Origin of the sequence: Herbiconiux sp. (assembly GCF_023264895.1) — a bacterium.
Taxonomy (GTDB): Bacteria; Actinomycetota; Actinomycetes; order Actinomycetales; family Microbacteriaceae; genus Herbiconiux.
In genome coordinates, this window is record NZ_JAHFUY010000023.1 from 13,638 (window position 1) to 27,090 (window position 13,453).

The 13,453-nt window shown below is 70.6% G+C and carries 6 protein-coding genes; 2 read left to right on the top strand and 4 right to left on the bottom strand.

From position 1 onward, the window contains the following. Positions 1–49: 49 nt before the first annotated feature. Positions 50–5,467, top strand: coding sequence for a cell wall-binding repeat-containing protein (locus Q0D57_RS04650; protein ID WP_291038936.1), 5,418 nt, complete (start codon positions 50–52; stop codon positions 5,465–5,467). A gap of 29 nt (positions 5,468–5,496) precedes the next feature. Next, positions 5,497–9,198 (top strand): cell wall-binding repeat-containing protein, encoded by a 3,702-nt coding sequence (locus Q0D57_RS04655; protein WP_291038939.1) that lies wholly within the window; start codon positions 5,497–5,499, stop codon positions 9,196–9,198. Between the two features lie 121 nt (positions 9,199–9,319). Here Q0D57_RS04655 and Q0D57_RS04660 read toward each other — a convergent pair whose 3' ends face one another. The 4 genes from Q0D57_RS04660 to Q0D57_RS04675 all read right to left on the bottom strand — a co-directional run bounded on the left by Q0D57_RS04660 (position 9,320) and on the right by Q0D57_RS04675 (position 13,452). Then, a complete protein-coding gene (locus Q0D57_RS04660; RefSeq protein ID WP_291038944.1) occupies positions 9,320–10,300 on the bottom strand; it encodes a cyclase family protein in 981 nt (326 codons plus the stop codon). Further along, complete coding sequence (locus Q0D57_RS04665; RefSeq protein WP_291038947.1) at positions 10,281–11,072, bottom strand: helix-turn-helix domain-containing protein; 792 nt, start codon at positions 11,070–11,072, stop codon at positions 10,281–10,283. The genes Q0D57_RS04660 and Q0D57_RS04665 overlap by 20 nt, the downstream gene beginning before the upstream one ends. Positions 11,073–11,137: 65 nt before the next feature. Then, a complete protein-coding gene (locus tag Q0D57_RS04670; RefSeq protein ID WP_291038959.1) occupies positions 11,138–12,223 on the bottom strand; it encodes an extracellular solute-binding protein in 1,086 nt (361 codons plus the stop codon). A 68-nt stretch (positions 12,224–12,291) separates the two neighbouring features. Further along, complete coding sequence (locus Q0D57_RS04675; protein WP_291038986.1) at positions 12,292–13,452, bottom strand: ABC transporter ATP-binding protein; 1,161 nt, start codon at positions 13,450–13,452, stop codon at positions 12,292–12,294. Position 13,453: the final 1 nt, after the last annotated feature.

Genomic DNA, 13,453 nt, shown 5'->3' on the forward strand with positions numbered 1-13,453 from the left:
TTTTTTCACCTTTCACGCACACCGGACACTCGACGAGGAGATCATCCGCATGACACCCCCACGCCATCGCCCGAAGGCGGTGCTCGGCAAGACGGCCGCCGGCATCGTCACGGCAGCACTGCTCACGGCAGGGCTCGCCTCCCCGGCATTCGCCGCCCCCAACGCCGATCTCGGCTATCCCGTCTTCACCGGTTCGGACACCCCGGTGCCGGCCACCGGCGTGGAGTACGACACCCGGAGCGAGCTCGGCGCGATCTTCGACGCCGACGTCGCAGCCGGTGCGGGCGCCTCGCCGGACAACGACTTCTGGTTCGACGAGATGCTCGCCCGCACCGGCACCGCCGGCAGCTTCGGCGACGAGAACCAGTGGCTGTTCTCCCGCGGCAAGGCCGTCTTCATGAAGGTCCACGACCCGGCGGTGCTGGGCTTCGGCGGCGACGTGGCCTACTGGGAGTCGATCAGCGGCCGCGGTGCCTACGCCATCACGCTCACCGTCGACGGCGCACCCGTGACCCTCACCGAGGTGACGGCGGAGCGCAAGCAGACCCCCAGCTACTGGCGGAGCACCTTCACGACCTCGGACGCCGAGCTCACGGTGGTGCAGACGAAGTACATCACCGACGGAAACGTGGCGGTCACGAACGTCGAGCTGCGCTCGGCCGGCGGCGCGAAGAGCGTGGGGGTGAGCGCGAGCTCGCCCTACGCCGCCACCGCGGAGGGCGACGAGCTCACGGGCGTCACGAAGGCGCTCAACAACGTCACGACCGTCTACCCGAGGTTCTCCGGCGACGGCATGACCCCGGCCGACGGCGCCCTCACCGGCACGGTCGAGGTCCCGGCCGGCGGCAGCGCCGGCACGAAGGTGCAGCTCGGCTTCGTCACGCCCGAGATCCCGAGCTCGCGCACCGAGTACGACGCCTACCGCGCCGCCGAGCCCGGTGCCGCCTACACGACGCACGTCACCGACTACAACCGGTGGTGGGCCGACAACGTGCCCTACCTCGACACCCCCGAGGACAACATCGACAAGTCGCTCTACTACCGCTGGTGGCTGATGCGCTTCAACTTCCTCGACGCCGACGCCCCCGGCAACACGTTCCAGTTCCCCACCGCGGTGGAGGGCGTGCTCGGCTACAACAACGCCATCGTGCTCACCTCGGGCATGTTCATCGACGACCTCAAGTACTTCCGCGACCCGGCCTACTCCTACGGCACCTGGGTGTCGGCGGGTGAGGCGGCCAAGAGCTACAAGTTCGTCGACAACCCGGGCGACCCCGCTAACTGGAGCAACAGCTACACCCAGTACATCTCGGATGCGGCCTGGCGCTCCTACCAGCTGCACGGCGGGCCGACCCCCATCGCCGAGAGCCTCGGCACCTACGCGGCCAACGACGTCGAGGGCCTCATCGACGCCTACGACACCGACGACAGCGGCCTGATCGACTACAACTGGGGCGCGATGACGGGCAACGACGCCGACGCGGTCTCCTTCGACGTGCGGCCCGGCGCCTCGATGGACCGCGCCGAGAACGCCTACCTCTACGCCAACGCGCTCGCCGGGGCATCCGCGTTCGACGCCGCGGGCGAGACCGCCAAGGCCGACGAGATGCGCGCCTTCGCGGCGAACATCAAGGCGAAGGTGCTCGACCTGCTCTGGGACGACGAGGACAACCTCTTCAAGCACCGCTTCACGAGCGACGGAGAGCTGGTGAAGTGGAAGGAGACCAACAACTACTATCCGTTCTCGGTCGGGCTCGTGCCGAAGCCGGGCGACGCCGACTACGCCGATGACTACGTCGATGCGCTCCGCCTGTTCGGCGACGACGACCAGTACCCGATCTTCCCGTTCTTCACGGCGAACCAGGCCGACAAGGCCGAGGCGGCGGCGGAGGGCGCACCGGGCAGCAACAACTTCTCGGTGATCAACTCGACGGTGCTGTTCCGCCTGTACTCGGCGGCGCTCCGTGAATACGACACGGATGCGATCACCGCCGAGTCCTACAAGAAGCTCCTCTACTGGAACGCCTGGGCGCACTACCAGAACGGCGGCGACAACCGCCTGCCCGACCAGAACGAGTTCTGGGCCAACGGCTCGGCCGATCCGGCGAAGATCGACTACCGCTCGTGGATCCACCACACCATCCTCGGAGCGACGAACTTCACGATGATCGAGGACACCATGGGCCTCCGCTCGCGGGACGACGCGAAGATCGAGCTCGACCCGATCGACATCGGCTGGGACCACTTCACGGCCAACAACATCCGGTTCCGCGACAACGACCTCACCATCACCTGGGACAAGCCCGGCGGTGAGCGCCACTACGGCGACTCCGTGCCCGAGGGCTACTCCGTCTTCCTCGACGGCACCCTCGCCTTCACCGTCGACTCGCTGGCCCACGTGGTCTACGACCCCGCCACGGGCACCGTGACGTCGGAGGACGGCGCCGAGGTGCTGAGCTCCGCCGCCGCGACGGTCAAGCAGGCCAACGAGGTGCAGTTCACCTCGGCCGACCGCGTGACCGACGTCTTCGCCAAGGCCGGCCGCAACATCGACTCCGCGAGCGCATCGTCGGCGAACGTCGCCGAGGGAGCCGCGGTCTCCGCCACCTTCGAGGCCGACGGGCGACCGGCCTCGGCCGCCGTGAACGGCACCACCATCAACGAGCCCTTCTGGGGCACGGCCGGTTCGCCGAACGCCGAGGACTCGCTCACGGTCGACCTCGGGTCGGCTCAGGCGATCGACGACGTGCGGCTGTACTTCTACCAGAGCTCGAGCACGGCGACCGTCGCCGGCTACTCGGAGCCGCAGGAGTACCGGGTGGAGTACCTCGACGGCGACGAGTGGAAGCGCGTGCCCGACCAGGCCCGCACACCGCTCTACCCGCAGGCGAACTACAACCGCATCCAGTTCCCCGAGATCACGACCTCGCAGCTGCGCGTGACGGTCTCGCACGCTCCCGGTCTCAAGACGGGTCTGAAGGAGATCGAGGCGTTCGCCACCGGCATCGCCGCCCCGGCCGCCGGCAACAGCGCACCGTTCGTCGACGCCTACGTCGATCAGACCGGTGCGGTGCCCGGCCAGGTCAAGCTGGCCGGCGTGGTGAAGGACGACGGGCTCCCCGGCGACTCGCTCAGCTCGACCTGGAGCGTCGTGAGCGCCCCCGAGGGCGGCACCGCCGTCTTCGCCGACGCCTCGGCGGCCACGACCACCGCGCAGTTCACGGTGGAGGGTGAGTACGTGCTGCGGCTCGCGGCCTCGGACGGCGAGCTCGACGCCTCGAAGGAGCTGACCGTGCAGGGCGGTCTCCCGGAGGGCGGCGTGAACGTGGCCCCCGGAGCCACCCCCAGCGCCTCCTACACCGCGCCGTGGACCAACATCGACGCGGTGAACGACGGGGTCGAGGTCTTCTCCGGCGGCGCCAACAACACCGTGTGGGCGACATGGTCGGGCAACCGGCCGGCCAGCCAGTGGCTGCAGTACGACTGGGCGGAGCCCCAGCGCCTCGACAAGGTGGAGCTCTCGTTCTGGCGCGACCAGAACGGTGAGAACATCGGCGACGGCGTGGCCATCCCGAAGAGCTGGAAGCTCGAGGCGTGGGACGGCTCGGCCTGGGTCGAGGTCGGCAACCCCTCCGGCTACGGCCGTGAGGGCGACTCGCCCAACGTCGTGACCTTCGACCAGGTCACCACCACGAAGCTCCGGGCGACGTTCCAGGCCTCGAGCAACGGCAGCACGTTCGCCGCCGTGGGCGTGAGCGAGTTCGAGGCGTTCGTCGAGGCCCCGGTCTCGGTCGACCCGGTGGCGGTGCGCACCGCCGTCGGCACCGTGCCGACCCTCCCGGAGACGGTCACCGGCGTCTACGCCGACGGCTCGCGCGCCGAGCTCGCCGTGGCGTGGCCCGCCATCGACCCGGCCCAGGTGGCCGCCGAGGGCAGCTTCACCGTCACCGGTGTGGCCACCGGCGCTTCGCTCCCGGCTCTTGCCACCGTGTGGGTGCGGGCGACTCCTCCCGGCCAGATCAACACCGTCGACCCTGTGACGGTCTCCACCCCGGCCGGCCGCGCGCCGAGCCTTCCGGGGACGGTGACCGTGCAGTACAACGACGGATCGCGTCAGAGCGGCATCGCGGTCGAGTGGGCGGCGATCGATCCGTCGGCCTACGCCGCTCCCGGCACCTTCACGGTGCAGGGCACGGTCGCCGGCTCTCCGCAGCAGGCCGTCGCCACCGTCACGGTGACGGGCGGTGCCGGAGCCACGGCTCCGGCAGCCCCGGCCGCTCCGACGGCCACGGTCGACGGATCGACGGCGACGGTGGCGTGGAGCGCTCCCGCCGACGGCGGTTCGGCGATCACCTCCTACACGGTCACGATCCACGACGCCCTCGATGCCGCGGTGCGGACCATCGAGGTCACCGAGGGGATCGGCGCCTCGATGAGCACGCTCGTCGAGGGCCTCACCCCGGGCGACTACACGGCGACGGTCACCGCGACCAACGCCGTGGGCACCTCGGCGGCCTCAGCCGCCTCGGCACCGTTCACCATCACGGGCACCGACCCCGAGCCGGAGCCGACCACGGTCGACCGGATCGCTGGGGCGGACCGCTACGAGGTCGCGGTGAACACGTCCAAGGCCGGGTTCGCCGACGGGTCCGACACCGTGTATGTGGCTTCGGGTGCTGTGTTCCCGGATGCGCTGTCGGCGGCTCCGGCTGCGACGGTTGCTGGCGCGCCGATCCTGCTGACGACGACCGCTGACCTGCCTGCAGGTGTGGCGGCTGAGATCAAGCGACTCGGGGCTACCAAGATCGTGATCGTGGGCGGGACCGCGACGGTGTCGGCCAACGTCGAGGCGTCGCTCGCGAAGCTCGGCACGGTGACCCGCATCGGTGGTGCTGACCGGTACGAGGCGTCGCGGAACATCGCGAAGGCGGCGTTCCCTGACGGCGCACCGACCGCGGTCCTGTCGGCGGGCACGACGTTCGCAGATGCCCTGTCGGCGGGTGCGGCGATCGATGGTGAGGGTCCGGTGATCCTGGTGAAGGGCTCGTCCGGTTCGCTGGATGCGGCGACGAAGAAGCTGCTTGCCGATCTCGATGTGAAGAGCATCGCGATCGCCGGTGGCGAGGCCTCGGTCTCGGCGGGCATCCAGACGGATGCCGCGGCGATCGCCGACACCGTCCGCCTGGGTGGTGCTGACCGGTACGAGGCGTCGCGCAGCATCAACGCGCACTTCTTCGACACCGCCGATCACGTGCTGCTCGCGACGGGCCTGAAGTTCTCCGACGCCCTGTCGGGCTCGGCATACGGGCCCCGGATCGACGCGCCTCTCTTCACGGTGAAGGCGGACTGCATCCCCGCAGCCACCCTCGCCCAGATCGAGGAGCTCGGGGCGACGAAGGTCACCCTCCTGGGCGGCCCCGCGTCGCTCTCCGCAGCGGTCGAGAACCTCACCGCCTGCACCCCCTGATGACGACCCTCGACCAGCAGGAGATCGATATGACCGGCAGTTCCCCCGCCCGCCCCGGAGCACGCAGCGCCGTGCGCCGGGGCGGGGCCCTCCTCCTCGGCGGCGTGCTCGCCGCCTCGGCGGTGCTCGCGGGGGCCTCGGCCGCCGTGGCCCAGACCGTCAACCCCATCCTCTCCGACGGCAGCTACTACTCCGCCGATCCGGCCACCCTCGTGGCCGACGACACGCTCTACATCTTCGCCGGGCGTGACGAGGCGGGGCCCACTCAGAATGACTTCATCATGAACGAGTGGCAGACGTTCTCCACGACCGACGTCGAGTCGGGGCAGTGGGAGCACGAGCCCGCCGCGATGCGCCCCGAGGAGGCGTTCGACTGGGCGACCCCCGGCCGGGCCTACGCGGGCCAGGCCGTGGAGGGCACCGACGGGCGCTACTACTGGTACGTGCCGGTCGCGCAGCGCGACCCCCAGTCGGAGAACGCCTTCGCCATCGGTGTGGCGGTGGCCGACAGCCCCACCGGGCCCTGGACCGACGCGATCGGCGGCCCCCTGCTCTCGCAGCGCATCCTGGGCAACGACATCGAGAACATCGACCCGACGGTGCTCGTCGACGACGACGGCCGGGTGTACCTCTACTGGGGCACCTTCGGTCAGCTGCGCGCCATCGAACTCGACCCGAGCATGACCTCGCTGATCGGCGAGCCCATCTCCGTGACGGGGGCTCGGGGCTTCTTCGAGGCTCCCTGGCTCTTCAAGCGCGGCGAGACGTACTATCTGGCCTATGCCGGCAACGAGGTGAGCCCGAGCTGCACCGAGGCGGTGTATCACGCGTGCATCTCGTACGCCACGAGCCCCGGGCCGATGGGGCCGTGGACCTACACGGGCCGCGTGCTCGCTCCGGTCTCGTCGACCACGAGCCATCCCGCCATCACCGAGTTCGACGGCTCCTGGTACATCGCGTACCACACGGCCGACGCCGAGGGCGGCAACCACTTCCGGCGCTCGGTCGCGATCGACGAGGTGCTGTGGGACGACTCCGTGAGCCCGGCCAGGATGCTCGAGGTCGTGCAGACCCCGGAGAAGACCGTGGACCGGACCCCGCGGGCGAACGTGGCGCCCTGGGCGACGGCCTCGTCGTCGAACCAGCCGGTGCCGGCCCAGTACTGGATCCGGGCCCTCAACGACGAGCTCGTGCGGCCCAACCCGCTGCCCCCGGACATGTGGGGCAACTACTCCGGCAACCGGCCGGCCTCGGAGTGGGTGCAGTACGACTGGGAGGAGCCCGTGCGGATCGACTCGACCACGGTCGACTTCTGGCGTGACGCCGCTCCCGGTCTCGGCGACGGGGTCTCGAACCCGGCCTCCTGGGTGCTGCAGTACCGCGACGCGAACGGGGAGTGGGCCGACGTCGCCGACCCCACGGGGTACGGCACGAGCACCGACGAGCCCGTCACGGTGGGCTTCGCACCGGTGACGACCACGGCCGTGCGCCTCACCATGCAGGCAGCGCCCGGCACGGCAGACCCGAGCCGGTACTCCGCCGTCGCGATCGAGGAGTGGCAGGTGGATGCCCAGCAGCCGGCGTCGGTCTCCGAGCCGCTGATCGAGACCGCGAGCGGCACCGCCCCGGTGCTCCCGGCCACCGTCGACCTGACCATGCCGGACGGCGAGGTCGTGCCGGCTCCCGTGATCTGGGATGAGGTCGATCCGGTCGACTGGTCTCGCCCCGGCACCTTCGAGGTCGCGGGCTTCGTGGAGGGCTACGCCGCCGGAACCGTCGCGGCGACCGTCACGGTGACGGGCGACCCGGATCCGGGAACCGACACCACGGCGCCCACGGTCGCGCTCAGCACCACGCCGGTGGAGCCCGCCTCGGGCTGGTTCCGCACCGCTCCGGTGGTGCGGGCCGCGGCGACGGACGAACGCGACCTGCGGCTCACGATCGAGCTGCGGGTGAACGGCGGGGAGTGGCAGGCCACGCCCAACGCGCGGTTCGCCGACCTGCCGGTGCCGACGGAGGGCGAGACCACGGTCGAGGCCCGAGCCGTCGACGCGGCCGGGAACGTCTCGACCGTGGCGAGCACGACCGTGCGGTTCGACCGCACGGCACCCGTGGTCACCTCGGCCGTCTCCCTCGCGGACCGCACGGTGTCGCTCGCGGCGACGGATGCGACCTCCGGTGTGGCGGGGCTGGAGTACTCGATCGGCGACCGTGCCTCGTGGCAGCCCTATGAGGCTCCCGTCGAGGCCGGTCCCGAGAGCGTGTGGGTCTTCCACCGGGCGACCGACACGGCAGGCAACGTCTCGATGGTCGGCTCGGTCACCGTGCCGGCCGACGATGACTCGCCCCTCGAGGGCAACGTCGCGCCGCTGGCCACCGCCTCCGCCTCGTACACCTCACCGTGGACCCAGGTCGCCTGGGTCAACGACGGCGACGCCACGGCGGAGGCCCCGGGCTGGGGCACCTGGCCTGAGGTGGGCGAGCAGTGGGTAGAGCTGCAGTGGCCGCGCGTCGTGAGCGTGGACCGTGCCGCGGTGAGCTTCTTCACCGACCAGGACGAGTCGGCGAACGCCGGCGTGATCGTGCCGGAGTCGTGGCGCATCCAGTACTTCGACTTCACAGTGGGCGACTGGCGCGACGTGGTGGCTCAGGGCGAGTACGGCCGCGACCGGGTGGCGGCCAACGCGGTCGCCTTCGAGAAGGTCACGACCGATCGCCTGCGCGTCACGATGCAGGCCTGGGGCGAGACGCCCACCACAGGCTCGTCGGGCCTCCGCGAGATCGAGGTCTTCGCGGCTGCGCCGGACCCCGACCCCGAGCCGGAGCCGGAGCCGACCGTGGTGGACCGCATCGCGGGTGCGGACCGGTACGAGGTCGCGGTGAACACGTCGAAGGCGGGGTTCCCCTCCGGGGCGTCGACCGTGTACGTGGCATCAGGGGCTGTGTTCCCGGATGCGCTCTCCGCATCTCCCGCGGCCACGGTCGCCGGTGCGCCGATCCTGCTGACGACGACCGCTGACCTGCCTGCAGGTGTGGCGGCCGAGATCAAGCGACTCGGGGCTACGAAGATCGTGATCGTGGGTGGCACCGCGACGGTGTCGGCCAATGTCGAGGCGTCGCTTGCGAAGCTGGGCACGGTCACTCGGATCGGTGGTGCTGACCGGTACGAGGCGTCGCGGAACATCGCGAAGGCCGCGTTCCCTTCGGGTGCTCCGACGGCTGTGCTGTCTGCGGGCACGACGTTCGCCGATGCGCTGTCGGCGGGTGCGGCGATCGATGGTGAGGGTCCGGTGATCCTGGTGAAGGGCTCGTCCGGGTCGCTGGATGCGGCGACGAAGAAGCTGCTGACCGATCTCGATGTGAAGAGCATCGCGATCGCCGGCGGCGAGGCGTCGGTCTCGGCAGGCATCCAGACGGATGCGGCTGCGATCGCGACCACGGTGCGACTCGGTGGTGCTGACCGGTACGAGGCGTCTCGCAGCATCAACGATCACTTCTTCACCGAAGCCGATCACGTGCTGCTGGCCACGGGCCTGAAGTTCTCCGATGCCCTCGCGGGCTCGGCGTACGGGCCCCGGATCGACGCGCCCCTGTTCACGGTGAAGGCCGACTGCATCCCCGCAGCGACCCTCGCCCAGATCGAGGAGCTCGGCGCCACCAAGGTCACCCTGCTCGGAGGCCCGGCCTCGCTGTCGGCGGCGGTGGAGGACCTGGTGGCCTGCACCCCCTGAGGCTCACCTGATCCGGCAGAAAGTGCCCTCATCCATTGCGGATGGGGGCACTTTCTGCCGGTTCGCGTCCGGTGACGCGGCTCGGTGTCGGTCACACCTGGGCATCGCGGGGAGGCGGGGGTCAGCGGATGGCGATCGCGTTGGGCGGGGAGCCGACGCCTCCCGGGAGGTTGAGCGGCTTGCAGGTGAGCAGGAAGTCGTAGACGCCGTCGGCGGCGCACGCGTCGGCGAGCTCGTCGAGGCGCCAGAGCTCGCCGAGCGCCATGCCGAGCAGGGCGATGAGGGGCCGGTGCAGCATGCCGCTGTGGTCGACCCCGCGCGGCGGCGGAGCATCGGCCGCCGAGCGGAAGTCGCTGTCGATGACCGGATCGGCCTCCACCGCGAGGTTGTCGGCGGCGACCAGCGCGATCTCGTGGTCCCAGAGCCAGCGCAGGATCTCCTCGCGCTGCGCCAGCCCCGGCGAGCGGCGCCAGGGCGTGGCCGCGCGCTCGGCGGGCGACTTGGCGAGGTACTGCTCGGCCCATCCGGTGCGGAGCAGCAGCATGTCGCCGCCCCGGAACGCGACCTGCTGGGCCTCGGCGATCTCGTCGAGCATCCGGGCGTCGAGGGGGATGGTCGCCGACGCGTCGTAGGGGAGCCCCTGCCGGGCGAAGTGACGCGGCACGTCGAGCAGCACCCCTCGTCCCGCGATGCCGACCTCGGCCCACGCGTGCACGCCCAGCGTGGTCGACGACTCGTCGTTGTCGGCCGACGCGAGACCGTTGTAGAAGCCGTGCTCCGGGTGCCCGATGTGCCGCAGGGCGTCGATCTGCGAGGAGGCCTGTAGGTAGAACGAGTCGACGTGGTCGTCGCGGTGCCACTCGTTGTTGGCGAAGACCGTGTGGGCGAGCGGATGCCGGGTGCCGGTGGGGTAGGGCTCGAACGCGGTGATGGGGTGGTCGAGGCCGAAACGCCGGCCGGTGCGCACGAGCGCCGCCGCGGCGGCGACCCGCTCGGGGGTCAGGAAGTTGACGGTGCCGAGCTGGTCGTTGCGGCCGAAGTGCTCCCAGCTGGAGTGCGGGGGCGTGGCCGAGGCGAGCTCGTCATAGGTCGGGGTTCTCACGGGGTCGTCCGTCCGGGGAGCCGCTGAGCTCGGCGGTGAGGGCCGCGGTCGTGGTCAGCAGGTGCGAGATGATGGGGGAGTCGCGGGTCAGGTCCGCGTTCGGGTCGGCGCCGAGCAGGCCGATCGTGGCCGCGATGCCGAACTCGTCGAAGACGGGCGCGGCGGCCGAGAAGACGCCTCCGGATTGGGAGGCGATGCAGTATCCGGAGCGCCTCGCCGTGTACACGGCCGCCTCGAGCTCGGCGCGCTCCGCGGAGGTCGCGCCCTCGGTCATCCAGTCGAAGGCCCGGTCGTCGGTGAGATGGGCGAGGAAGATCCGCGTCTGCGCCGCTGTGGCGTCGAGCTGCGAGCCCGCTCGCACCGTCACCACCGCGGTGCGGCTCCGGTCGTCCTCCACGAGGGCGACCACGGGCCCGCGGGCGCCCCACAGGCTGAGCACGGCCGTCATGCGCACGGCCGCGCTCAGCTCGGCGAGGTGGGGCGGGGCGATCTCGGTGACCCGACGCCGGCTGAGGGCGTGGATGCCCAGCTGGAGCATGAGGCCGCCGAGCACGAAGGTGCCGCGGCGGGGTCCGCGCTCGAGGATGCCGGCGGCCACGAGCGACGCGCAGTAGCGGTACGCCGTGGTGCGGTTCAGGCCCAGCCGTTCGGCCACCTCCGCCGCGCTCAGCTCCGCGGTGTGCGGGCCGAACAGCGAGCAGATCTGACCGACCCTGGCCACGGCCTGGATGTCGGATCCCGATGTCTCCTGGCCGCCTTCGATGTTCGCCATGCCTGAATCGTAGTTCAGGGTGAGAACAGGGCCGGGGCGGCCGGGCGCGAGCGCGGACCCGCTCGTCATCCGGCGAGCCAGGTGGTGAGTTTGTTCGAGACGTCGTTGAAGTTCTCGGCGTACCAGTCGATGTCCTGCAGCACGGTGCCTCCGGTGTTGGCGGGGCCGTAGACCTCGACCTTCTCGGTGAACTCGTCGAGCTCGGGCTTCGCGGCCGTGTTGACGGGGGCCACACCGAGCAGCTCCGAGATCTTCGCCACCTGCTCGGGCTCGACGACGCTCGAGATGAACTCGACCGCGGCATCCTTGTGGGGGGCGCCCTTGGGGATGGCGAAGGCGTTGAGCGAGGCGACCGTCTCGTCCCACACGACGGTGATGTCGAGCCCGTTCTGCATGAGCGGGACCAGCCGCGAGTCCGGCAGCAGGAACGTGTCGACCTGGCCCGCCTCGACGGCCTGCTGCAATGCACCGACGTTGGGGGCGAAGGTGGTGTCGTCGCGGATCTCGCCGAGCTTCTCGAGGGCGCGGTCGACGTCGAGCGGGTACAGGTCGTCGGCCGCGACGCCGTCGGCCAGCAGCGGGTACTCCAGGATGCCGTTCTGGAGGTTGTTCACGATGCCGCGCTGGCCCGGGAACTTCTCGGTGTCGAAGAAGTCCTCGACCGTCTTCGGCCCCTCGCCCTCGGGGAACGCGTCGGTGCGGTAGGCGATCGGTGTCGCGTTGATCCAGTTGCCGAGGTAGCACTCGCCCACGGTGCCCTCCACCAGATCGGTCTGGTCGATGGCGCTGAGGTCGAGCGGCTCGAAGAGGGTGTCGCAGTTCTGCTGGGCGGCGTACGGGGCCGTGGCCACCACGTCCCACTGCACCGATCCGCTGTCGACCTGGGCCTTCACCTGCGCCACGTCGGGCGGGGAGGTGTTGACGAAGGTCACGTTCGGGTGGGCCTCGGTGTAGGGGGTCTGCCAGGCCTCGATCTGGGCGTCCTGGCCGCCTCCGCCGTAGCCGACGAAGGTGATGGTGGTCGCCGCATCGGCGGCGGGCTCGGAGCTCGAGCCACCGCCGGCGGCCGGGGTGGAGGAGCACGCGGCGAGGAGGCCGGCGACCGCCACGAGGCTGAGAGCGGTGCTGATGGTTCTGGATCTGGACACCATTGTCGTTTCCTTCTGGTTGCTGGGTGTGGTGGGTGGGGATGGGGGGAGGTGCAGGGCGTTCGGCGCGGTCAGGCCGCGACGATCCGCTGGCGTTCCGGCTTCCACCAGGCGGTGACCTGGTCGCCGACGGTGAAGGTGGAGTCGAGGGCGTCGACGCGGGCACGACCGAGCTGGCGCACGCGGCCGAGGTCGAGCAGGGCCGTGCGGTACGACCCCATGTACTCGAGGTCGCGCACGACCGCGCCGACGGAGTTGCTGCCGGAGGGCACGTCGGCCGGATCGTGGGCCACCCGCACGTCTTCGGGCCGCACCACCACGGCCGCGCGGTTCGCCGCGCCGGGGTGGCTCGAGACGGTGCCCGGGACGATCGACCAGGTGCGGCCGTCCCAGCCGGCCGACGTCGCCGAGGCGGCTCCGTCGAGGTCGAAGACGTTGGAGTCGCCGAGGAAGCGGGCGGTGAAGAGCGTGTCGGGCTCCCGGTAGAGCTGCTCGGGCGAACCGACCTGCTCGATGTGCCCGCTGTTGAACAGGGCGATCCGGTCGGAGAGGTTCATCGCCTCCTCCTGATCGTGGGTGACGAACACGAAGGTGGATCCGACCTCCCGGTGGATGCGCCGGATCTCCGTCTGCAGCGCCGCGCGGAGGTTGCGGTCGAGAGCGCCGAGCGGCTCGTCGAGCAACAGGGCGGCGGGGTTGAACACGATCGCCCTGGCCAGGGCCACGCGCTGCTGCTGACCGCCGGAGAGCTGGGAGGGGTAGTTGCCGTCGCGGTCCGGCAGCTGCACCAGGTCGAGCACCTCCGAGACCCGGCGGGCGATCTCGGCCTTCGGGACCTTGCGCTCCTTGAGCGGGTAGGCCACGTTCTGGGCCACCGTCATGTGCGGGAACAGGGCGTAGTTCTGGAAGAGCATGCCGAGGTTGCGCTTGTGCGGCGGCAGCGAGCCCACGTCGGAGCCGTTCAGCGCGATGGTGCCCGAGGTGAGGGTCTCGAAGCCCGCGATGAGATTGAGGGTGGTGGTCTTGCCCGATCCGCTCGGGCCGAGGAGGGTCATGAACTCGCCGGGCTCGATGGTGAGTGAGATGTCGTCGACCGCGGGCGCGGCGAGCCCGTAGTCCTTGGTCACGCCCTCGAGGCGGATCTGCGTGCCCTGCTTCGCCGCGGAGGCCGCGGAGGCCGCAGAGGCCGAGGACGTGGGAGTCCCGGCGCGTGAGGTGCTCGAAATGGTCAAG